Source organism: Streptomyces sp. SP17BM10, assembly GCF_036322405.1.
Taxonomy (GTDB): domain Bacteria; phylum Actinomycetota; class Actinomycetes; order Streptomycetales; family Streptomycetaceae; genus Kitasatospora.
Window position 1 is genome coordinate 144,783 of record NZ_JAQYXB010000588.1, and the last position, 22,465, is coordinate 167,247.

19 protein-coding genes are annotated in these 22,465 nt (G+C 73.4%); 4 read left to right on the plus strand and 15 right to left on the minus strand.

What is annotated here, in order from left to right:
* Nucleotides 1–32: 32 nt before the first annotated feature.
* From PUR71_RS19500 to hisD, 4 genes are read right to left on the minus strand one after another with little or no spacing between them, the layout of a single operon-like run.
* Complete coding sequence (locus PUR71_RS19500; RefSeq protein WP_329928313.1) at nucleotides 33–185, minus strand: hypothetical protein; 153 nt, start codon at nucleotides 183–185, stop codon at nucleotides 33–35.
* Nucleotides 182–775, minus strand: a complete 594-nt coding sequence (gene hisB, locus PUR71_RS19505; protein WP_329928314.1) for an imidazoleglycerol-phosphate dehydratase HisB — start codon at nucleotides 773–775, stop codon at nucleotides 182–184. The genes PUR71_RS19500 and hisB overlap by 4 nt, the downstream gene beginning before the upstream one ends.
* 6 nt (nucleotides 776–781) lie before the next feature.
* Nucleotides 782–1,966, minus strand: coding sequence for a histidinol-phosphate transaminase (locus tag PUR71_RS19510; protein WP_329928315.1), 1,185 nt, complete (start codon nucleotides 1,964–1,966; stop codon nucleotides 782–784).
* The gene (gene hisD, locus PUR71_RS19515) at nucleotides 1,963–3,270 is read right to left on the minus strand and encodes a histidinol dehydrogenase (protein WP_329928316.1); all 1,308 of its coding nucleotides are present in this window, start codon (nucleotides 3,268–3,270) and stop codon (nucleotides 1,963–1,965) included. The genes PUR71_RS19510 and hisD overlap by 4 nt, the downstream gene beginning before the upstream one ends.
* A gap of 90 nt (nucleotides 3,271–3,360) precedes the next feature.
* On the opposite strand from hisD, the gene PUR71_RS19520 reads away from it, so the two are divergent.
* From PUR71_RS19520 to ybaK, 3 genes are read left to right on the plus strand one after another with little or no spacing between them, the layout of a single operon-like run.
* A complete protein-coding gene (locus PUR71_RS19520) occupies nucleotides 3,361–4,938 on the plus strand; it encodes an oxidoreductase (protein ID WP_329928317.1) in 1,578 nt (525 codons plus the stop codon).
* 43 nt (nucleotides 4,939–4,981) lie between these two features.
* Nucleotides 4,982–5,719, plus strand: a complete 738-nt coding sequence (locus PUR71_RS19525) for an LON peptidase substrate-binding domain-containing protein (RefSeq protein WP_443077495.1) — start codon at nucleotides 4,982–4,984, stop codon at nucleotides 5,717–5,719.
* Between the two features lie 37 nt (nucleotides 5,720–5,756).
* Entirely contained in the window at nucleotides 5,757–6,251 is a 495-nt protein-coding gene (gene ybaK / locus PUR71_RS19530; RefSeq protein ID WP_329928319.1) for a Cys-tRNA(Pro) deacylase, read from the plus strand.
* Nucleotides 6,252–6,319: 68 nt separating this feature from the next.
* On the opposite strand, the gene PUR71_RS19535 is transcribed toward ybaK, so the two are convergent.
* The 6 genes from PUR71_RS19535 to PUR71_RS19560 all read right to left on the minus strand — a co-directional run bounded on the left by PUR71_RS19535 (nucleotide 6,320) and on the right by PUR71_RS19560 (nucleotide 12,605).
* Nucleotides 6,320–7,126 (minus strand): hypothetical protein, encoded by an 807-nt coding sequence (locus PUR71_RS19535; protein WP_329928320.1) that lies wholly within the window; start codon nucleotides 7,124–7,126, stop codon nucleotides 6,320–6,322.
* A 64-nt stretch (nucleotides 7,127–7,190) separates the two neighbouring features.
* Nucleotides 7,191–8,003, minus strand: a complete 813-nt coding sequence (locus PUR71_RS19540; RefSeq protein WP_329928321.1) for an ABC transporter permease — start codon at nucleotides 8,001–8,003, stop codon at nucleotides 7,191–7,193.
* The gene (locus PUR71_RS19545) at nucleotides 8,000–9,001 is read right to left on the minus strand and encodes an ABC transporter ATP-binding protein (RefSeq protein WP_329928322.1); all 1,002 of its coding nucleotides are present in this window, start codon (nucleotides 8,999–9,001) and stop codon (nucleotides 8,000–8,002) included. The genes PUR71_RS19540 and PUR71_RS19545 overlap by 4 nt, the downstream gene beginning before the upstream one ends.
* Before the next feature lie 71 nt (nucleotides 9,002–9,072).
* Nucleotides 9,073–10,314 carry an NYN domain-containing protein gene (locus tag PUR71_RS19550; RefSeq protein ID WP_329928323.1) on the minus strand — a complete coding sequence of 414 codons (1,242 nt, stop codon included), beginning with the start codon at nucleotides 10,312–10,314 and terminating at the stop codon, nucleotides 9,073–9,075.
* 270 nt (nucleotides 10,315–10,584) lie between these two features.
* Complete coding sequence (locus PUR71_RS19555) at nucleotides 10,585–11,613, minus strand: aspartate-semialdehyde dehydrogenase (RefSeq protein ID WP_329928324.1); 1,029 nt, start codon at nucleotides 11,611–11,613, stop codon at nucleotides 10,585–10,587.
* 101 nt (nucleotides 11,614–11,714) lie between these two features.
* Nucleotides 11,715–12,605: a dihydrodipicolinate synthase family protein gene (locus tag PUR71_RS19560; RefSeq protein WP_329928325.1), complete on the minus strand. Its 891-nt coding sequence runs from the start codon at nucleotides 12,603–12,605 to the stop codon at nucleotides 11,715–11,717.
* A 72-nt stretch (nucleotides 12,606–12,677) separates the two neighbouring features.
* On the opposite strand from PUR71_RS19560, the gene PUR71_RS19565 reads away from it, so the two are divergent.
* Complete coding sequence (locus PUR71_RS19565) at nucleotides 12,678–13,565, plus strand: LysR family transcriptional regulator (RefSeq protein ID WP_329928326.1); 888 nt, start codon at nucleotides 12,678–12,680, stop codon at nucleotides 13,563–13,565.
* 119 nt (nucleotides 13,566–13,684) lie between these two features.
* On the opposite strand, the gene dnaE is transcribed toward PUR71_RS19565, so the two are convergent.
* The 5 genes from dnaE to PUR71_RS19590 all read right to left on the minus strand — a co-directional run bounded on the left by dnaE (nucleotide 13,685) and on the right by PUR71_RS19590 (nucleotide 22,386).
* On the minus strand, nucleotides 13,685–17,218 hold the full coding sequence (dnaE, locus tag PUR71_RS19570; protein WP_329928327.1) for a DNA polymerase III subunit alpha: 3,534 nt from the start codon (nucleotides 17,216–17,218) through the stop codon (nucleotides 13,685–13,687).
* 134 nt (nucleotides 17,219–17,352) lie between these two features.
* Nucleotides 17,353–18,099, minus strand: a complete 747-nt coding sequence (locus tag PUR71_RS19575) for a hypothetical protein (RefSeq protein WP_329928328.1) — start codon at nucleotides 18,097–18,099, stop codon at nucleotides 17,353–17,355.
* 6 nt (nucleotides 18,100–18,105) lie between these two features.
* Nucleotides 18,106–18,732, minus strand: a complete 627-nt coding sequence (locus PUR71_RS19580) for a dienelactone hydrolase family protein (RefSeq protein WP_329928329.1) — start codon at nucleotides 18,730–18,732, stop codon at nucleotides 18,106–18,108.
* 22 nt (nucleotides 18,733–18,754) lie between these two features.
* Nucleotides 18,755–19,612 carry an ABC transporter permease gene (locus PUR71_RS19585; protein WP_329928330.1) on the minus strand — a complete coding sequence of 286 codons (858 nt, stop codon included), beginning with the start codon at nucleotides 19,610–19,612 and terminating at the stop codon, nucleotides 18,755–18,757.
* Entirely contained in the window at nucleotides 19,609–22,386 is a 2,778-nt protein-coding gene (locus tag PUR71_RS19590; RefSeq protein WP_329928331.1) for an alpha/beta fold hydrolase, read from the minus strand. Before PUR71_RS19590 ends, PUR71_RS19585 begins: the two co-directional genes overlap by 4 nt.
* Nucleotides 22,387–22,465: the final 79 nt, after the last annotated feature.

The window sequence follows — 22,465 nt, forward strand, 5'->3', positions numbered from 1 at the left end:
TCAGGTGTCCAGTCTCTCTGCGCACACGCGCACTACAGGCGCATGGCGCCGGCGGCCAGGCACATGACGGAGCCGATCGCGAGCACCAGGATGACGCCCTTCGGCAGCTTCTGCTTCCAGAACGAGATCACCCCGCCGGCCAGGAAGAGGCCGACGAAGAGGAGAGCCACGGCGGTCTTGCTCACAGTGCACCCTTGGTCGAGGGGAGGATGCCGGCCGCGCGCGGGTCGCGCTCGGAGGCGTAGCGCAGGGCCCGTGCGAGCGCCTTGAACTGGCACTCGACGATGTGGTGCGCGTTGCGACCGTACGGCACGTGGACGTGGAGGGCTATCTGCGCCTGGGCCACGAAGGACTCCAGGATGTGCCGGGTCATCGTGGTGTCGTAGCTGCCGATCATCGGCGCCATCTGCTCCGGCTCGGTGTGCACCAGGTAGGGGCGGCCGGAGAGGTCGACGGTGACCTGGGCGAGCGACTCGTCCAGCGGCACCGTGCAGTTGCCGAAGCGGTAGATGCCGACCTTGTCGCCGAGCGCCTGCTTGAAGGCGGCGCCGAGCGCGAGGGCGGTGTCCTCGATGGTGTGGTGGGTGTCGATGTGCAGGTCGCCGTCGGTCTTGACGGTGAGGTCGAACAGACCGTGGCGGCCGAGCTGGTCGAGCATGTGGTCGTAGAACCCGACGCCCGTGGAGATGTCGGTCCTCCCGGTGCCGTCGAGGTCGATCTCGACCAGGACCGAGGTCTCCTTGGTGGTGCGCTCAACGCGTCCGATGCGGGACATACGGGGTTACAGCTCCTGACTGGCAGCGCGCGCGGAGCGCGCTGGATCAAGGGTGGGGGCGGGCGTGGGCCCCTCCTGCCCGATGGCGGGCACGGAGGGAGGGAGGGCGGTGCGAACGGCGTCCAGGAAGGCGTCGTTCTCGGTCGGTGTGCCGGCGGTGACGCGCAGCCACCCCGGGACGCCGTTGTCGCGGACCAGGACGCCCTGGTCGAGGATGGCCTGCCAGACGGCGTGGCTGTCGGCGAAGCGGCCGAACTGGACGAAGTTGGCGTCCGAGTCGGTCACCTCCAGGCCGAGCCCGCGCAGCGAGTCCACCAGGCGGTCGCGCTCCTCCTTGAGCCGGCCGACGTACCCGAGGAGGGTGTCGGTGTGCTCCAGGCAGGCCAGCGCGGTGGCCTGGGTGACGGCCGACAGGTGGTAGGGCAGGCGGACCAGCTGGACGGCGTCCACCACGGCCGCGTCGGCGGCGAGGTAGCCCAGGCGCAGGCCGGCCGCGCCGAAGGCCTTGGACATGGTGCGGCTGACCACCAGGTTGGGGCGGCCCTCGATGAGCGGCAGCAGCGAGGCGCGGTGCGAGAACTCGACGTAGGCCTCGTCGACGACGACCAGGCTGGGCCGGGCGGCCTGGGCGGCCTCGTACAGGCGCAGCACGACGTCGGCGGCCACCGCGGTGCCCGTGGGGTTGTTCGGGGAGCAGACGAACACCACGTCGGGCGCGTGCTCGGCGATGGCGGCGACGGCCGCGTCCACGTCGATGGTGAAGTCGTCGTTGCGCGGGCCGGAGATCCACTCGGTGCCGGTGCCCCGCGAGATGAGGGCGTGCATCGAGTAGGACGGCTCGAAGCCGAGCGCGCGGCGGCCGGGACCGCCGAAGGTCTGGAGGAGCTGCTGGAGCACCTCGTTGGAGCCGTTGGCGGCCCACACCTGCTCGCGCGCCACCGGGAAGCCGGTGGTGCGGGTCAGGTAGGCCGCGAGCCCCTCGCGCAGCTCGACGGCGTCGCGGTCGGGGTAGCGGTTGAGGGTGCGGGCGGCCTCGGCGACCCGCTCGGCGATCCGGGCGACCAGCTCGTCCGGCAGCCGGTACGGGTTCTCGTTGGTGTTGAGCTGGACGGGCACGTCCAACTGCGGTGCGCCGTACGGGGACTGGCCCCGCAGCTCGTCCCGGATGGGGAGGTCGTCGATGCGTGTCACGAGCCGGGAACCGTCCAATCGAACCGAGCCTTGACGGCGTCACCGTGACCGGGCAGGTCCTCGGCGTCCGCCAGGTTCACGACGTGCGCGGCGATGTCCGCGAGCGCGTCCCGGTCGTACTCGACGACCTGGACGCCGCGCAGGAAGGTCTGCACCGACAGGCCGGACGAGTGGCAGGCGCAGCCGCCGGTGGGCAGGACGTGGTTGGAGCCGGCCGCGTAGTCGCCCAGCGAGACGGGAGTCCAGCGGCCGATGAAGATCGCGCCCGCGTTGCGGACCTTCGCGGCCACCGCGTGCGCGTCCCGGGTCTGGATCTCCAGGTGTTCGGCCGCGTAGGCGTTGACGACGGTCAGGCCCTGCTCCAGGTCGTCGACCAGGATGATGCCGGACTGGCGCCCGCCGAGCGCCTCGGCGACGCGCTCGCCGTGCTTGGTCCGCGCGACCTGCACGGCCAGCTCGGCCTCGACCGCGTCGGCCAGCGCCGGCGAGTCGGTGACCAGCACCGAGCCGGAGGTCGGGCCGTGCTCGGCCTGGCTGATCAGGTCGGCGGCGACGTCGGAGGGCAGCGCGCTGTCGTCGGCGAGGACGGCGATCTCGGTCGGGCCGGCCTCGGAGTCGATGCCGATCCGGCCGGCGAAGTAGCGCTTGGCGGCGGCGACGTAGATGTTGCCCGGTCCGGTGACCATGGTCACCGGCTCGCACTCCTCGGTGCCGAGGGCGAACATCGCGACCGCCTGGGCGCCGCCGACGGAGTACACCTCGTCCACGCCGAGCAGCGCGCAGGCCGCCAGGATCGTCGGGTGCACGCGGCCCCCGAACTCCTTCTGCGGGGGCGAGGTGACGGCGATGCCCTGGACGCCCGCCTCCTGGGCCGGCACGACGTTCATCACGACGGACGACGGGTAGACCGCCAGCCCGCCCGGCACGTACAGCCCGACCCGGTCCACCGGCACCCACCGCTGGGTGACGGTGCCGCCCGGCACCACCTGCGTGGTGTGCCCGGTGCGGCGCTGGTCCGCGTGCACGGTCCGGGCGCGGCGGATCGACTCCTCCAGCGCGGCGCGCACCTTCGGGTCCAGCGTCTCCAGGGCCTCGGTGAGCTGCTCGGCCGGGACCCTGGTCGACTCCAGCCGCACGCCGTCGAAGCGCTCGGTGATCTCGATCAGCGCCGCGACCCCGCGATGGTGCACGTCCTCCGCGATCGGCCGCACCTTCTCCAGGGCGGCCGCCACGTCGAACTCGGCACGGGGCAGCAGGTCACGCGGGTCGTCCAGCGAGCCGCGGAGGTCGATTCGAGAGATCACGCCAACCAGTGTAAGGAGTGGCCGAAACCACTGGTCCCGCATTTCACTCCGTGATACGAAAGGCGAGACGACCGGGGGACGGGGGAAACCATGGTGGAACGCGCGCCGACGGACTGGACGGACACCGAAAAGGCGCTCTGGGAGGCCTTCCGCCAGGGGGACGTCTTCGACGGCCGCGCCCACGAATCGGCCGAGGACGACCCTTTCGGTGACGCCGAATGGGGCTGCGAGCGCACCGTCCGCGCCGAGGTCCTGGCCCGCCTGCTGCTGGCCGGCCCCACCGCCGCCCCGGGCCGGGTCTCCTCCCTGCGCATGAACGGCGTCAACGTCACCGGCGCGCTCAACCTCGCCGGCGGCCGGATCAACCAGTACGTCGAGCTGTACGGCTGCCGCTTCGAGCACAAGGTCCTGATGTCCGAGGCCGAGGCCAGCACCGTCCGGATGGTCGACTGCCTGATACCCCGCCTGGAGGCCTCCCGGCTGGCCACCACCGGCGACCTCCACCTCGCGCGCTGCCGCATACCGGAGGGCGTCCGGCTCACCGACGCCAAGATCGGCACCGACCTCCTGCTCAACGTGACCCGTCTCGGCTCCGACCGCTACGGGCGCGCCCTGTCCGCCGACGGCCTGACCGTCCACCAGGACTTCGAGGCCGACCGGGTCGAGGTCCACGGCGAACTCAGCCTGCGCACCGCCCGCATCGGCGGCCGGCTCTCCCTGCGCGGCGCCCAGCTCCACGCCGTCCCCGACAACGGGATCTGCCTCAACGCCGTCCGGATCACCGTCGGCCACACCTGCTACCTCACCAGCTCCGCCGACGGCGGCTGGTTCGGCTCCCGCGGCTACTACGGCTCCGGCTACGGCCAGACGCCGCCGGCCGGCGCCGCCAGCACCCCGTTCCGCGCGTACGGCCAGGTGCGGCTGTCCGACGCCCGCTTCGACGGTGCCTGCCTGATCTCCGGCGAGTTCCACCTGGAGGACGACGACGAGCTCTCGCTGCGCCGCATCCACACCCCCGAGCTGCGCTTCACCTGCCGCATGCGGCCCACCGGCCCGGTCTCGCTCTCCCGCGCCCGCGTCGGCAACCTCGTCGACACCCCGGACGCCTGGCCGCTCGGCAAGCACCTCGGCCTCACCGGCTTCACCTACGAGGTGCTGCGCCCGGTCGCGCCGTTCACCGTCCAGCAGCGCATCGCCTGGCTGGAGGGCTCCACCGTCGACTTCCAGCCCGAGTCCTACGAGCAGCTCGCCGCCGCCATGCGCCGAGACGGCGCCGACGACGACGCCCGCGAGGTGCTCTACGCCAAGCAGCGGCGCCGCCGCGAGACGCTCCCGCTGCCCGCCCGGATCTGGGGCACGGTCCAGGACGTCAGCGTCGGCTACGGCTTCCGCCCCGGCCGCGCCGCCCTGTGGCTGCTCCTCGCCTGGGCCCTCGGCAGCGTGTTCTTCGCCGCCCACCCGCTCGACCCGCTGAAGGCCGACGAGAAGCCGCACTGGAACCCGGTGCTCTACACGCTCAACCAACTCCTGCCGATCGTCGACCTCAACCAGGGCGCGTGGAACCCCGGCGGCCTCGCCCAGTGGGTCTCCGCCGGTCTCGTCGTGGTCGGCTGGCTGCTCGCCTCCACCGTCGTCGCGGGCGCCACGCGGATGCTCCAGCGCGGGTGAGCCGGATTAACCCCGCGACAAGGGCCGGGTCCGGGGAACTACGCTGTCGGCCGTGACAGAACGGCTGCCGCTCTTCCCGCTGAACACCGTGCTCTACCCGGGCCTCGTGCTGCCCCTGAACGTCTTCGAGGAGCGCTACCGCCGTCTCGTCGCCGACCTGCTCGAACAGCCGGAGGACGAGCCGCGCCGCTTCGGCGTCCTCGCGATCAAGGACGGCCGCGAGGTCGCCCCGGTCCGCCCCGACGACGGCCCGGCCGGCCCGCTGGACGGCCTCGGCACGTTCACCGGGGACGCCCTGGAGGCCATCCACCACATCGGCTGCGTCGCCGACGTCGCCTCCGTGCAGGACCAGCCCGACGGCCGCTACGAGCTCCTGGTCACCGGCACCACCCGGTTCCTGCTGCGTGACGTCGACGCCTCCGGTATGTACCTGACCGGTGAGATCGAGCCGATCGAGGAGCGCCCGGGCGAGGGCTCCGGCGCCCTCGCCGCCGAGGTCGAGCGGGCGTTCCGCGCCTACCAGAAGCGGCTGGCCGGTGCCCGCGAGGCGAGCACCGTCGGCCGCCAGGAGCTCCCCGACGACCCGCAGGTCCTCTCCTACCTCGTCGCCGCCGCCTCGGTGTTCGAGACGCCGGTCAAGCAGCAGCTGCTGGCCTGCCCCGACACCGCCCAGCGGCTGCGCACCGAACTGGACCTGCTGCGCCGCGAGACGGCCGTGCTGAGCTGGCTCCCGTCACTGCCCGCGGTGGACCTGACCCGCCAGTCGTTCAGCCCCAACTGACCCCCGTGCCGACCACCGTGTGACCTCAGGAGGCCCCGTGGCCAAGAAGCCGAAGAAGGGCGGCCAGGGCACCCCGGCCACCGTCGCCCTGGAGACCGCCGCCGTCCCGTTCACCGTGCACTCCTACGAGCACGACCCGGCTGCCGCCTCCTACGGCGGCGAGGCCGCCGAGGCCATGGGCGTCCCCGCCGAACGGGTCTTCAAGACCCTCGTCGCCGACGTGGACGGCGTCCTCACCGTCGGCGTGGTCCCGGTCGCCGGCCAGCTCGACCTCAAGGCCCTGGCCGCGGCCGTCGGCGGCAAGCGCGCCGCCATGGCCGACCCGGCCGCCGCCGAACGCAGCAGCGGCTACGTGCGCGGGGGCATCTCCCCCCTGGGTCAGCGCCGGCCCCTGCGGACGGTCGTCGACGAGGGCGCGATGACACACCCGACGATCTACGTGTCGGCGGGCCGCAGGGGCCTGGAAGTGGAACTGGCCCCCACCGACCTGATCACCCTGACCAAGGCCACAACGGCCCCGATCGCCCGCTGACGCTACTCGGATACGCGCCGGTCGATGCCGGAACAGCGGCGCGGGGACCTGCGCGCAGCGGAAGGCCCCTAGCCGAGCCCCGGCCGCCGATCCTCGGGCCCGCCCTGCTCCCCGCCCTGCTCCACGGTCTGCTCCCCGGTCTGCGCCACGTCCCCGTCCCGCCCGACCGGCCCCTCCAGCGGAGGCTGCCCGTACGGCCCCGCCCAGTACGGCGGTGGGTCCTCCTCGCGCTTGCCGAACGCCGCCGACAGCAGGAGCAGCAGCACCATCGCCGCCATCGGCCACGCCAGCAGGGCGCCGTGCGCCCCGAGGTCGATGTCCGCGGAGAACCGTCCCCCGTTGCCGACCCGCCGGGCCTCCCCGATCAGGTCGTGTCCGGGCCCGAACGACCGCCCGAGCCACCAGGCGCCGAGCGAGCCGAGCAACCCGCCGACGGCCAGTCCCACCGCGACCGAGATGCCCCCGCCGCGGCGGCGCGTGACGAGGAAGGCCCCGAGCGCCGTCACGATCCCCATGCCGAGCCCGACGAGCACGAACACCGCGTCGGCCCCGGCCCGCTGCTCGCCCTCGGGGTCCGCGTACAGGATCCGGTCCCCGTCGACGACCAGCGGCACCTTGGGCGCCAGCCAGGCCCACAGCCCGGCCATGGCGAGCCCGAGGACCGCGCACACGACGACCGTCACCGCACCGATCCGCAGTTCCGTCATCAGCCGGTCCACCGTCGAGCCCTCGGTGGCGCGGACGTCCCCGATCCCCTCCGGGAGCGGCGGCAGCCCGGCGGCGTCCTGGAGCTGCGGCGGCGCGAACGGGTCGGCGTCCGGCACCGCGGGCACGTCGGCGCGGGTGGGATCCGGAGGTGTGTTCGGTACGGTCACGGACCCCATCGTTTCACGATCGCGCGCCGAGCGGACCGCCGCCCGCGTGCCGCGGCGGTGCGCGCTACCGGGAGACGGCCCGCCGGTACGCCCAGGTGGCGAGAGCCAGCGACAGGACGCCCACCCCCGCGCAGACCGCGAGGTCGCCCACGACCACTGCCCAGTCCGGGTCGGCCGTGAACGTACGGGCGAAGGCCTCCACCCCGTACGTGGACGGCAGCAGGTCGCGCAGCCACAGCACCGGCTGCGGCAGGTGGTCCACCGGCAGGACGCCGAGCAGCAGCGCCGCGGACATCCCGAGCTGCCCGAGCATGGTGGCGATCTCCTGGCGCGGTGCGAGCAGCCCGCAGGCCGCGCCGAGCCCGGACAGCGCGGCCCCGGCGAGCGGCACGACCGCGAGCAGCACCCACAGCTGGCCGAGCGGCAGCCCGAACATGACCGCGCCCACCGCCGCCGTCACCACCGTGCCGGGCAGCGTGAACGACGCGTACGCCCCGGCCGCGCCCAGCACCACGGAGGCCGCCGGCACCGGCAGCGTCGCGTAGTGGTCGAGGCCGCCGGTGGCCCGCAGCTTGCCGAAGTACTGCGCGAGCAGGTTGAGGGCGACGAACGCCACCACCAGCACGCTGGACCCGGCGACCACCGACCGCGCCGCCGAGTTCTGCCCGGGGTCCACCACGCCCCGCATCATCACGAGGATGCCGAGGGACTGGAACGTCGCCACGAACAGCAGCGGGATCCGCGCCACCCGGGCGCGGGCGAGCTGCGCCCGGTAGACGGCCGCGAGCGCGGGCAGCAGCCGCGCCGCGGGGGCGAGCGGGGCGGGTGCGGGGCCCGTATCGGCGGCGGTCCGCGGCGGCACCGAGAGCAGCGTCACTTGGCCAGTCCTCCGTGGCGGCCGCCCAGCTTGAGGTAGGCGTCCTCAAGGCTCGGCGTGGCGAGGGTGAAGTCGTCGAGGGCGGCGAAGGCCGGGCCGGTGGTGACGGCGGCGACGAGTTCGCGGGCCTGCTCGGGGCTGGTGCGCACGGTCCAGCGCCGGCCGGTGCGTTCGGCCCGTTCGGCGAGCTCGGCGACGGCCGGCACGCCGACCGGGGCCTCGTCGCGCCACACCAGGTCGAGCCGGACGTCGCCGTCCACGAGGGCCTTGAGCCCTCCGGGCGTGTCGCAGGCGATGACCCGCCCCTCGTCCACGACGGCGACCCGGTCGAGGACGGTCTCCGCCTCGATGACGTTGTGGGTGACGAGAAGCACGGTGGTGCCGCGCTCGGCCCGGCGCCGGTCGACGGCGGCCCAGACGGCGCGGCGGGCGACCGGGTCCATCCCGGTGGTGGGCTCGTCGAGCACGAGCAACGGCCGCTCCCCCACGAGCGCGGCGCCGAAGCACGCGAGGCGGCGCTGCCCGCCGGAGAGCTTGGCGAGGGGCCGGCCGGCGATCGGCTCCAGCCCCAGTTCGGTCAGCACCTCGCCGGCCTCGGCGCGGGCCCGGGCCCGGCTGAGCCCGCGCAGCCGTCCGGTGGTCTCGGCGGCCAGCGCGACGGTCAGCTCGTCGAGGGCGGTGGACTCCTGCCCGAGGTACCCGAGCAGGCGGGCGGCCAGCTCGGGGTGGCGCACGACGTCGTGCCCGAAGAGCTCGATCGAGCCGGAGTCGGGGCGCAGCAGCCCGCAGAGCTGGCGCACGAGGGTGGACTTCCCGGCGCCGTTGGGTCCGAGCAGCCCGAAGATCTCACCCGGCCGGACGGTCAGCGTGATCCCGTCGTTGGCCCGGATCCCGGTGGCCGCGGCGCCGCGTCCGGAACGGTAGGACTTCACCAGATCGCGGACGGCGCAGCACGGCAGGCCGTCCGTCGGTGCTCGCCCTGCCGCCGTCTCGCTCACGACCGAAGACTTTACGCGCTCACACGGGCGAACCGGACAACGGGGCCCGAGGCCCGCAGGCGCCCACCCCCTCAGTCGTCGACGACCATCGACCCGCCCGGCACCCGGGAGGCGAGTTCCTTCCAGAACCCGGCCCGGATCGCGTACCGGTCGTGCTCGTCGATCTGGTCGTCCTTGTGCGCGAGCAGTCCGAAGCGGGCCGCGTAGCGCAGCAGTTCGCCGTCGACGCGGTGCGGGATGCGCGGGTAGTCGGGCCACAGCACGGTGAGCCGCTCGACGTCGCCGAGGCGCTCGCTCCAGCGGCGGGCGAAGACCTGCCCGACCTCGTGGGCGTCGCCGCCGATGGAGGTGATGTCCTCCTCGCGGTCGGCCCAGCGCTGTTCGGCGGTGGTGAGCTGGGCGAGCGTGGGCAGGCTGTCGCCGGCGGTGACGGCGGGTTCGGGGGCGGGCCGGTCGACCCAGCCGCGGTCGGAGGACCAGCGCAGCACCGGTCCGGTGTGCGCGGCGGAGCCGTTCGCGGTGGCCACGGGCGCGGCGGCGGTGCGCCCGGCGAGGTCCTTGGGGGTGGGCACGACCTTGAGCGCGGTGGCGGGCTGCGGCCGCCCGTTCGTGGCGGCGTGGGTGACGGGCGCGCCGGCGGCCGGGCGGACCGGTACGGGCGCGGCGGGCGGCACGGCGGCCGGGGGTGCGGCGGGCGGGGCGGCGAGGATCTTGGCGATCTCCTGCCGGGGGCCCTGGCCGGGGGCGGGGAAGACGCTGGCGGTGTCGCGGAGGCTGAAGGAGTTCTCGATCCACTCGCGGTCGAGGACCCGCCGTTCGTCCGCCTCGCCGACGAGGTCCTCGGACTGGTTGAAGTCGCCGTCGGCGGCCTGGAGCGCCCACAGGTGGACGACGACGCCGTGCTCCTTGGCGGACATCATGCCGGGCAGGAGGTCCCCGTCGCCGGTGATCAGCACGACGTCGGCGCAGGCCCGGTTGCGGGCGAGCTCGGAGAGCTCCGCGTGCATGGCGGCGTCCACGCCCTTCTGCACCCAGCGGCCCTCCGCCCGGGTGAGGGCGCCGAGCCGGACGGTCACCCGGGGCAGGACCCGCAGCCGGCGGTGCTCGGGCATCGGGCGCCGGTCGGGGGCCGCGTCGAACCAGTAGATCCGCAGCAGGGGCAGTCCGGTCTCGGCCTCGGCGCGTTCGCGCAGCGCGGTGATCAGCGCGGTGTGGTCGACGGTGACCCGGGAGCGGGAGGGGTCGCCGGCGAGCAGGCTGGCGGCGGCGCCCAGCAGGTATCCGGCATCCACCAGAACGACACAGCGATCCATCGCGCACCTCTTTCCGCTCGCCCTCGGGGTCAGGCCAGGTGGGCGCGGTCCGCCCGGGGGACGGGCGCGGTGGGTGAGGGGCTCCCGCGACCGCCCGATCGTTGGCTCACCTTTTCCCCCTGGTTCGCGCGCCGAACCCCGGGGGACGTCGCGGTCGCGCAACAGCCCTCCCAACGGAAAGCAAAGGCGGGCCCCGTTCAACGACGGGGCCCGCCAAACGTCACGCGGGCTGCGCTTTCGGGGGTCGGCCCCCGTCGGGCCGGCCGGGTCTCAGCCCTTCAGCTCGGCGGCTACCAGCTCGGCCAGCTGGACGGCGTTGAGCGCGGCGCCCTTGCGCAGGTTGTCGTTGGAGATGAAGAGCGACAGCCCGTGCTCCACCGTCTCGTCGGCCCGGATGCGGCCGACGTAGCTCGGGTCCTGCCCGGCCGCCTGGAGCGGGGTGGGGATGTCGGACAGCTCGACGCCCGGGGCGGCGGCGAGCAGTTCGGCGGCGCGCTCGGGGCTGATCGGACGCTCGAAGCGGGCGTTGATCTGCAGCGAGTGACCGGAGAAGACCGGGACGCGCACGCAGGTGCCGGCCACCTTGAGCCCGGGGATGCCGAGGATCTTGCGGCTCTCGTGGCGGAGCTTCTGCTCCTCGTCGGTCTCGTTGGAGCCGTCCTCGACGACGGAGCCGGCGAGCGGCACCACGTTGAAGGCGATCGGCCGCAGGTAGACCTTGGGCTCGGGGAACTCGACGGCCGAGCCGTCGTGGGCGAGCGCTGAGGCGCCGTCGACGACCTTGGCGGCCTGGTCCTGCAGCTCGGCCACGCCGGCCACGCCGCTGCCGGACACGGCCTGGTAGGTGGAGACGACGAGCGCGGCCAGGCCGGCCTCCTCGTGCAGCGGGCGCAGCACGGGCATGGCGGCCATGGTGGTGCAGTTCGGGTTGGCGATGATGCCCTTGGGCCGGTCCGCGACGGCCTGCGGGTTGACCTCGGAGACGACCAGCGGGACCTCGGGGTCGCGGCGCCAGGCGGAGGAGTTGTCGATGACGACCGCGCCGGCCGCGGCGACCTTGGGGGCGAGGGCCTTGGAGGTGCTGCCGCCGGCCGAGAAGATCACGATGTCCAGGCCGGTGTAGTCGGCCGTGGCGGCGTCCTCGACGGTGACCTCGGTGCCCTGCCAGGGCAGCGTGCGACCGGCCGAACGGGCCGAGGCGAACAGCCGCAGCTGCTCCACCGGGAAGTTGCGCTCCGCGAGGATCTCGCGGACGACGCCGCCGACCTGGCCGGTGGCCCCGACAATACCGATCTTCATTCCGACTGACTCCTCTGAATGGTGCTTTCACAGCCGCACTCTGCCCATCATGCCTTGTCACGCGGCGAGGGCGACCTGGTATTCCACGGTGTGAGAGCGGACTAGTGGTCCAGACCACTGGCGAGGGCGAGCGCCGCGTCCACCCGCGCCCGTCCGGCCGGCAGCAGGGGCAGCCGCACGTCCGGGGTCGGGATCCGGCCCTGCGCGTGCAGGACGCCCTTCACCACGGTCGGGTTCGGCTCGGCGAAGACGGCCGCCGCCAGCCCGCTCAGCCGGTGCCCGAGCGCCCGCGCGCGGTCCACGTCCCCGGCCCGCCAGGCCTCGGCCAGCTCGACGAAGCGGCCGGTCGCCAGGTGGGCGGCGGCGAGGATGCCGCCGGCCGCGCCGAGGGCCAGCATCGCCGGCACGAAGGCGTCCTCCCCGGAGAGCACCGCGAACCCCTCGGGCCCGGCGGCGAGCAGTTCGACGGCCGCCTGGTCCAGCCCGCCGGTCGCGTACTTGACGCCCACCACGCCGTCCAGCGCCGCGAGTTCCAGCAACACGTCGGCCGACAGCTGCTGCCCGGTCCGGTACGGGATGTGGTAGACGACCAGCGGCAGCGGGCTCGCCTGCGCGAGCGCCCGGAAGTGCGCCACCGTCCCCGCCTCGCCCGGCCGCAGGAACGCCGGGACGGTGACGAGCGCCGCCGCGGCCCGCGGCACCCGGGCACCGAGCTCGGCCAGCGCCTCCGCCGTGGTCCGGGTGTCGCCGCCGTGCGCGCCGACGATGAGCTGCGCGTCGCGCCCGGCACACACGGCGGCGCACGCGTCGATCACCGCCCACCGCTCCTCGGCGCTCAGCGCGGCGGGCTCACCGGTCGTGCCGAGGACGGCGAGCCCGGCCGCACCGGCGTCGAGCACCTCGTGCGCGAGCTTCTCCAGGGCGTCCAGCGCGACGGAGCCGTCGGCGGCGAAGGGAGTGATCAGAGGGACGTAGATACCCGCGAGTTCCATGCGCCCGATCCTGCGGCGCGCCGACCACTCAGGTCCAGTTCACATTTCCGACGCTTCTCGTAAGCTGAGCCGATGCTCGACGTCCGACGCCTGCGCCTGCTGCGCGAACTGGCCCACCTCGGCACCATCGCCGCCGTCGCCGAGGCGCTCTCGTTCAGCCCGTCGGCGGTCTCCCAGCAACTGTCCGTCCTGGAGAAGGAGGCGGGCGTCCCGCTGCTGGAGCGCACCGGGCGGCGCGTCGCCCTCACCCCGGCCGCGCTGGGCCTGGTCCGGCACGCCGAGGCGGTGCTGGCCCGGCTGGAGCAGGCGGACGCCGAACTCGCCCACGCCCGGCAGGGCCTGGCCGGCCCGCTGCGGATCGGCACCTACCCCTCGGCGGCGCGCGCGATCATCCCGGCCGTCCTCGCCGAACTGGCCGGCTGGCACCCGGGGCTGGAGCCGATGGTCACCGAGGTCGACCCGGCGGGCGTCGGCGCGGCGCTGCGCGCGGGCGAGCTCGACGTCGCCCTGGTCCACGAGTACGACCTCGTCCCGGCCGACCCCGAGCCCGGCCTCGCGGTGACCCGCCCGGTGTTCACCGAGCCGATGTACCTGGCCGCCCGCACCCCGGGCACGGTGGCCGAACAGCGGGCCGCGCCCTGGATCCTGGCCCCGCGCGGCACGCTCTGCCACAGCATGGCCGTCCGCGCCTGCGAGGCAGCCGGCTTCGCCCCGCGGGTCCGGCACCAGATCGACGACTTCACGACCGTCCTGGCCCTGGTGGCCGCCGGCCAGGGCGTCGCCCTGGTCCCCCACCTGGGCACCGCCGCACCCCCGCCCGGCGTCGTCCTCACCCGCCTGCCCATGTACCGCCGCACCCGCGCCGCCTTCCGCGCCGGAGCCGGCTCCCACCCGGCGATCTCCGCCTTCGTCTCGGCCCTCCACACGTCGGTGCCCCCCGGCCTCGGTGGCACCGTCTGACGTCCCCGGTCCCCGCGCCCCTTTGACGGCCTCCGATCCCCGCGCCGCCAAAGGGGCGCGGGGAACTGCGCGAAGCGAAGGCGACCCGCCCCGGCCTCAGAGACCGGCAACGGCCTGCGTCACCCTGCCAGACAGCTCGGCCCCAGCAACTGCTTCAGATCCCCGAACAGCGCCGGATCCGACTTCACCCGGTGCCGGTCCAACCGCAGCACCGTCGTCGACCGGGCGCCCTCCAGGCGCAACCGCACCTCCGTCGTGCCCCGGTGACTGCTCAGCACCTCACCGAGCCGCGCCACCAGCGGCGGCGTCACCTTCACGCTCGGGATGTTGATGACGATCGGCGCCTCCGCGTGCGCGTTGGACAGGTCGGGGACGGACAGCTCCATCCCCATCAGCCGCGGCACGTCCTCCCGCTTGTCCAGCTTGCCGCGCACGAACACCACGGCGTCCTCGACGAGTTGGGAGGAGACCAGCTGGTAGCTCGCCGGGAAGAACATGCAGTCGATCGAGCCGGCCAGGTCCTCGACGGTGGCGATCGCCCACGCGTTGCCCTGCTTGGTCATCTTCCGCTGGAGGCCCGAGATGATGCCGCCGATGGTGACGATCGTCCCGTCCGGCCGCTCCGCGAGGTCCGCCACCGCGCAGTCCGCCTTGTCGGCGAGCACGTGCTCGATGCCGTGCAGCGGGTGCGAGGAGACGTACAGGCCGAGCATCTCCCGTTCCTGGGTGAGCAGGAAGGCCTTGTCCCACTCCTCGTCGGAGAAGGTGACGTCCAGTCCGAAGCCGGGCTCGTCCGCGGTCGCGTCACCGCCGAAGAGGTCGAACTGCCCCTCGGCCTCCTTGCGCTTGACCCCGACGACGTTGTCGATCATCGGCTCGAACTGCGCGCTGAGGCCCTTGCGGGTGTGCCCGAGCGAGTCGAACGAGCCCGCCTTGATGAGCGATTCGACGGTCCGCTTGTTGCAGACCACCGACTCCACCTTGTCCAGGAAGTCCGGGAAGGAGACGAACTTCCCCTTGGCCTTCCGGGTGCGGATCATCGACTCGACCACCGGCCCGCCGACGTTGCGGATGGCGGTGAGCCCGAACCGGACGGTGTCGCTGCCGTGCGGCGTGAAGTCCGAGTCCGACTCGTTGACGTCCGGCGGCAGCACCTGGATGCCCATCTTGCGGCACTCGTTCAGGTAGACGGCGGACTTGTCCTTGTCGTCCTTCACCGAGGTCAGCAGGCCGGACATGTACTCGGCCGGGTAGTTGGCCTTCAGGTAGGCCGTCCAGTACGAGACCAGCCCGTACCCGGCGGTGTGGGCCTTGTTGAACGCGTAGCCGGAGAAGGGGACGAGGACGTCCCACACCGCCTGGATGGCCGCGTCGGAGTAGCCGCGCTCGCGGCAGCCCTTCTGGAAGGGGACGAACTCCGCCTCCAGGATCTCCTTCTTCTTCTTGCCCATCGCGCGGCGCAGCAGGTCGGCCTGGCCGAGCGAGTACCCGGCGAGGATCTGCGCGGCCTTCTGCACCTGCTCCTGGTAGACGATCAGGCCGTACGTCGGCCGGAGCACCTCCTCCAGGGGCTTCTCCAGCTCCGGGTGGATCGGGGTGATCTCCTGCTGCCCGTTCTTGCGGAGCGCGTAGTTCGTGTGGGAGTTGACGCCCATGGGGCCGGGCCGGTACAGCGCCAGGACGGCCGAAATGTCCTCGAAGTTGTCGGGCTTCATCAGGCGCAGCAGCGAGCGCATCGGCCCGCCGTCGAGCTGGAACACACCCAGCGTGTCGCCACGGGCGAGCAGTTCGTACGTGGGCTTGTCGTCGAGCGGCAGATCAAGCAGGTTGATCTTGATGCCCTTGTTCTTCTCGATCGCCTTGACGGCGTCGTCCATGATCGTCAGGTTGCGCAGGCCGAGGAAGTCCATCTTGAGAAGGCCGAGGCCCTCGCACGTGGGGTAGTCGAACTGCGTGATGGTGACGCCGTCGGTGTGCCGGGTCCAGACCGGGATGTGGTCGGTCAGCGGCTCGGCGGACATGATGACGCCGGCCGCGTGCACGCCGGGCTGGCGGATCAGGCCCTCGATGCCGCGCGCGGTGTCGATGACCTTCTTCACGTCCGGGTCGGTCTCGTACAGGCCGCGGATCTCGCCCGCCTCGCCGTAGCGCGGGTGGGTCGGATCCGTGATGCCCGACAGCGGGATGCCCTTGCCCATGACGTCCGGCGGCATCGCCTTGGTGATCCGGTCGCCCATCGCGTACGGGTAGCCGAGGACCCGCGAGGAGTCCTTGATGGCGGCCTTCGCCTTGATGGTGCCGTACGTGACGATCATGGCGACCTTGTCGGATCCCCACTTCTCGGTCACGTAGCGGATGACGTCACCGCGCCGGCGCTCGTCGAAGTCGATGTCGACGTCGGGCATGGAGATGCGCTCGGGGTTGAGGAAGCGCTCGAAGATCAGGCCGTGCGGGATGGGGTCGAGGTCGGTGATGCCCATCGCGTAGGCGACCAGCGAGCCGGCCGCCGAGCCACGTCCCGGGCCCACCGCGATGCCCTGGCTCTTGGCCCACATGATGAAGTCGGCGACCACGAGGAAGTACGCCGGGAACCCCATCTGGATGATGGTGTCCATCTCGTACTCGGCGAGCTTCTTGTGCTCGTCGTCGTACCCGCCCGGGAAGCGCCAGTCCATGCCCTCCCAGACCTTGGACCGGAAGAAGTCGGCCTCGGACTCGAAGCCGTCCGGGATCGGGAAGCGCGGCATGAGGTTCTTGAACGTGAACATGCCCTCGGTGTCGACGCGCTCGGCGACCAGGAGCTGGCTGTTGCGGCAGCCCTCCTGCCAGGCGTCCGAGGAGTCCAGGGCGTACATCTCGGCGGCGGACTTGATGTAGTAGCCGGTGCCGTCGAACCGGAAGCGGTCCGGGTCGGAGAGGTTCTTGCCGGTCTGCACGCACAGCAGGAGGTCGTGCGCGCCGGCGTCGGCCTCGGTGGTGTAGTGGGAGTCGTTGGTGACGACCGGTGGGATGCCGAGCTTCCTGCTGATCTCCAGCAGCCCGTCGCGGACCCGCTTCTCGATGTCCAGGCCGTGGTCCATCAGCTCCAGGAAGTAGTTCTCCTTGCCGAAGATGTCCTGGTAGTCGGCCGCGGACTTGACCGCCTCGTCGAACTGCCCGAGCCGCAGCCGGGTCTGCACCTCGCCGGACGGGCAGCCGGTGGTGGCCATCAGGCCGCCGGACAGCTCGGAGATCAGCTCCTTGTCCATGCGGGGCCACTTCACGAGCCAGCCCTCGGCGTAGGAGCGCGAGGTCAGCTTGAAGAGGTTGTGCAGGCCCTCCTTGTTGCGGGCCCAGATGGTCTTGTGGGTGTAGGCGCCGGACGCGGAGACGTCGTCCTTCTTCTGGTGCGGCTGGCCCCACAGGATGCGCTTGGTGTTGGACCGGGACTCGGGCGCGACGTACGCCTCGATGCCGATCACCGGGGTGATCCCGGCCGCGGTGGCCTGCTTGTGGAACTCGGCGGCGCCGTACATGTTCCCGTGGTCGGTCATCGCGACGTGGGTCTGGCCCAGCCGCTCGACCTCCTTGAACATCTGCTTCAACCGGGCGGCGCCGTCCAGCATCGAGTACTCGGTGTGGACGTGCAGGTGCGCGAACGGCTGATCGCTCAAGGCGGGGCCTCCAGAGGCTCTGGGCTTTGTGGTGGGCCGGTGAACGCGCAGGTCACAGGGGATCCCTGGAAACAGATGTGGCCCGAACCACCTCCCGGGGTCCGGACCATCCCTCACGCGTTCACGCGTCTACTCTAGCCCGCCCCGCCCCCGCCGAGCCGCACCGCGGCGGCGTCCCGCACGGCGGTCTCCTCCAGCGGATCGTCGCGCAACCGGACCAGGCGCGCCCTCACCTCGGGCCGTTGCGGAGCGTGTCGGATCGCCGACAGCCTGGCGCCGGATTCGCAGTCCCAGAGGCTCTCCACGTACGCCTCGTCCAGCCCCGCGGGCGCCACCGCGGCGAGCGCCTCCAGGTAGGCCGGGCGCTCGTGCGAGTGCGGCGTCCAGAGCCAGAAGCGGCGCAGCAGCGAGGCCGCCCCGGCCGCCTCCGGGCCGTACCCCGCCAGCCCCCGCGCGAGCGCGGCCGGCCCGCACCAGGTCCGCTCGACCCAGCAGCGCTCCAACTCCTCCAGCAGCACCGGCAACGGGCGGGGATCCGCGCCCTGCCCGTGCTCACCGTGCTCACCGGCCCCGTCCCGCCGGACGTGCCCGTGCGCCAGCAGTTCCAGGACCTCGTCCGCCCGCGCGCGGGCGCCTGCCTCCGACCGCTCGGCCACCGGCCCGAACGGCAGCGCCAAGTCCCGTACCAGCCGGGCCAGGTAGACGAGCCGTTGGTCCACCGCGGTGTCCCAGCGCCACTCCCACCGGACGCACCCGTACACCAGCTCGGCGGCGGCCGAAGGGTCCTCGGCCGCCATCAGCGCGCCGAGCCCGCGCCCCCGCTGCAGCAGCCCCGGCAGGGTCCCCGCCGGCGCGTGCTCGTACCGCCGTTCCGTGCGCACCGCGGCTCAGCCCTCGAACTCCGCGAGGAAGTCCAGCGCGACGGCCCACGCCCGCTCGGCCGCCTCGGCGTCGTGGTCCGCCAGCTCCGGGTCGGTGAACAGGTGCCCGGCGCCGCGGTAGCGGTGCACCTCGACGTCCGCCCCGGCCTTGCGCATCTGCAGGTACCAGGCGTTCAGCCAGTCCTCGGTCTCGAACGGGTCCGGCTCGGCGACGTGCAACTGCACCGGGATCTCGGTGGCCGCGTCCTCGCGCAGGTCCGACGTGCCGTGCAGGAGCAGCAGGCCGCGCGCCTTCTCGTCGGCCAGCGCCAGGTTCTGCGCGAGCGAGCCGCCGAGCGAGAACCCGGCGTACACCAGGCCGCCCTCCGCGAGCGGGGCGACCGCGGTCACAGCCCGGCGCAGCAGCTCGTCGCTCCCGCCGAGCTCCTCCTGGTACGCCAGCCCGGCCTCGATGTCGTCGAAGGTGCGCCCGTCGAACAGGTCCGGCGTGTGCACGGTGTGCCCGGCGCCCCGCAGCCGCTCGGCGGCGGCGTGGACGGCGGGGCGCAGCCCGTAGGCGGAGTGGAAGAGGACGATCTGGGCCACGGCGGGGGTCCTTCGGGAGGGGTCGGCTACCCACCCATGATCCCTCATCGCCCCGGACCGGCCCGCCCCGCTACGAGACCACGTCCTTCCGGGCGAACCCGCGGAACGCGAGCGCGAGCAGCACCGCCGCGTACGACAGCGACAGCGAGACGCCCTGCACCATGCCGCCCCACTCCAGCTGCGGCTGCAACGCGTCCGCCCACGCGTACTGCCAGTGCGCCGGCAGCCACTCCCGCAGGCTCCCGAGCGCCGTGACGGCGTCCAGCACCCCGGTGATGATCGACGCGAACACGGCGCCGCCGACCGCCCCCAGCGGTGCGTCGGTGGCCGTCGAGAGCCAGAAGGCCAGCGCCCCGATGACGAGCTCGCTCAGGAACACGAAGGCCACCGCGAGGGCGAGGCGCGGCAGCGCGTCCGCGGCCGGCAGGCCGGCCCCGGCGGGGAGCTTCAGGTCACCCCAGCCGTACGCGGCCGTTCCCACGACCAGCCCGATCGCCGGCAGCATGACCACCGCGACCGCGGAGAACAGCATCCCCACCACGAACTTGCGCGCCAGCAGCCGCGCCCGCGGCACCGGCGCGGCCAGCAGGTAGCGCAGCGAGGACCAGCTGGCCTCCGAGGCGACGGTGTCGCCGCAGAACAGCGCGACCGGGATCACCAGCATGAACCCGGTGCCCATGAACAGCATCGTGGTCGCGAAGTTCGCCCCGGACGCGGTGGCCAGCTCGATGAACGTGGTCCGGTCCTGGCGGCCGGGCGTGCCGCCGATCTGGAAGGCCGCCAGGACGATGAACGGCAGCGCCGCCAGCACCCCGCCGATCACCAGCGTCCGGCGCCGCCGCAGCTGCCGCACGATCTCGACCCGCAGCGGCAGCGTCCGCCCGGCCCGGTACCCCTCGGCGTGGTCCGCCGAAACGACGCCGCTCACGCCGCACCTCCGATCAACGACAGGAACGCGTCCTCCAGCCGGCGCTGCGGCCCGGCGCTCTCCACCGGCACGCCGAGGCGCACCAGCTCGGCGACCAGCTCGCTCGCCGCCATCCCGTCCAGCCGCACCAGCAGTCCGCCCTCCACGGCCTCGGCCGAGCCGACCCCGGCCAGCTCGCCCACCTTCTCGACGACCGTCCCGGACTCGAACGACGGCGCCACCCCGATCATCAGCAGCGCCCCGGCCCCGACGATGTCGCCGACGGCGCCGGCCGTCACGAGCCGCCCGCGGTCCATGACCACGAGGTCCGTGCAGCTCTGCTCGACCTCGGAGAGCAGGTGGCTGGAGACGATGACGGTCCGCCCGCCGGCCGCGTACCGGATCATGACCTCGCGCATCTCGCGGATCTGCGGCGGGTCGAGCCCGTTGGTCGGCTCGTCGAGGATCAGCAGGTCCGGCATGCCGAGCATGGCCTGGGCGATCGCGAGCCGCTGCCGCATGCCCTGCGAGTACGTGCGCACCGCGCGGTCGAGCGCCTCGCCGAGCCCGGCGATCTCCAGTGCCTCGTCGACGTGCGCGTCCTCCTCGGGGCGCCCGGTGGCCTGCCAGTACAGCCGCAGGTTGGCCCGTCCGGTGAGGTGCGGCAGGAAGCCGGCGCCCTCGACGAACGCCCCGACCCGCGAGAGCACCGGCGCGCCGGGCCGCACGAGGTGGCCGAAGATCCGGATCTCTCCGGCGTCCGGGCGGATCAGGCCCATCAGCATCCGCAGCGTCGTGGTCTTGCCCGCGCCGTTCGGCCCGAGCAGCCCGAGCACCTGCCCCTGCTCGACCCGGATGCCCAGGTCCCGCACGGCGTACCGGTCCGCCGAGCCCTTGTAGCGCTTGGCGAGCCCGGTGATCTGCAGCGGCACCCCGCCGAGCTCGGGGTCGTACGCGGGCCCGTCGGCCGCCCGCGCGCGCCGCCGCAGCCGGGGCACCAGCACCAGCCCGAGCGCCACCACGACGGCGGCCAGTGGAAGAGCCCAGGTCCGCGCGGGCAGCGGCGTCGACTCGGTGACGAGCTGCTCGACGGTCGGCACGGTCAGCGCCCCCGCGACCGCCACCCGGTAGGTGGCCGGATCGGCGGGCGAGGCGTACGCGAGGTCGGTGCTCGCCAGCACCAGCCGCAGCCGGTGCCCCGCCGGGAACGTGTGGTCGACGGCGGGCAGCGCCACCGTGACGGCCCGCCCGGCGTCCGCGCCGGTGACCCGCAGCGGCGCGGCGAGCTGCTGCGGCAACTGGGCCTTGCCGTCCGGCCCGACGTCGTACAGCTTCGCGAACAGCACCGCGTCCGGCCGGTCCGCCTGCACCCGGACGGGCACGGTCGGCTGCCCGGTCAGGTGCAGCGGCCCGGCCAGCGGCGCCGACTCGAACTGCGCGTTCTGCCCGGGGAGGTCCAGCGCCGGCCCGGCCCCGAGCGAGGCGGCCTGGCTGAGCGCGCCGATCCCCGGCAGCGTCGAGATGCCCGGCGGCGCCCCGCCCGGCGGGTTGGCGATCGTCTTCTCGCCGCCGGTCAGCTCCACCGACCGCGAGCCGGTCCCGCCGAGTCCCGGGTACGCGTCCGCGGTGGCGCCGCGCAGCACGGCCTGGAACCCGGTCGAGTCGACCCCGCCGGTCCTCGTCACCCGGAACGCCGGCCCGGTGTCGTTCCGCCGTCCGCGCAGGTAGTGGTCGAACCACGCCGTCACCCGGTCGTCCACCCGGGCGCTCGTGTCGGTGCCCCCGTCGTGGCCGCCGGCGAACCAGTCCACCGAGACGGGCGCGCCGTTGGCCGCCACCGCCCGCGCGATCCGGTCCCCCTGGTCCAACGGGAACAGCGAGTCCTGCTGCCCCTGCACGACCAGCGTCGGCACCTTGAGCTGCGCGGCCACCGAGGACGGGCTCGACTTGTCCAGCAGCGCGACGGCGTCCGCGTCGGCGTGCCCGGTCGTGGCGACCCGGTCGTACATCTGGCAGAGCGACTCCAGGAAGCGCCCGCACCCGACGGGTCCGTCGTCGCCTCCCGCCGGCCGGCCGCCCTCGCGCGGCGATCCCCCGGACGGACCGAGGCCGCCCGCCGCGCCGGTCGTGAAGAAGAGCCCGGCCCACAGCTTCTTGAACACCCCGTCCGTCGCGTCCGCCCCCTGCACGCCCTGCGGGAACAGCGCGTCGGCCAGGTTCCACCACGTGATCTGGGTGGCCACCGCGTCGATCCGGTGGTCGTACGCGGACGCCAGCAGCGAGACGGCACCGCCGTACGAGGCGCCGGTGATGCCCACCCGCGGGTCGCCGGGCCCGTCCAGCTGCACCTCCGGCCGCTGGGCCAGCCAGTCCACCAGGTGCTTGACGTCCTCGACCTCGCGGTCGGGCGCGTTGAGCCCGATCTTCCCGCCCGAGTGCCCGAAGCCTCGCGCCGACCAGGTCAGCACCGCGTACCCCTGCCGGGCCAGTTGCTCGGCCCGGTCGCGCTCGCCCTCCTTGGAGCCGCCGAAGCCGTGCGCGAGCAGGACCGCGGGGCGCGGGGTGGAGCCCGTCGTGAAGAACGAGGTGTCCAGCCGCACCTGCTCGGCACTGCCGGGCGTCTCGGGCAGGCTGAGAAAACGATCCTCCTGGTGGACCGGCTGCTCCCCACCGGCCGCCGCCACCGCCGTACCGATCCCCGCGACGGCCACCAGGGCCACCGTCCCGGCCAGCAGTCTCCGCCGCGTCACCGCACCGCGGCCGCGCCACCGACGCCACGCGCCACCGAACTCCATGGCCGCTGATCGTAACGGCCGCACGAGTAGGCGTCCGATAAAGCCGCCGCCCGTTTCACCCGCTTCCGGTCCGCTATGC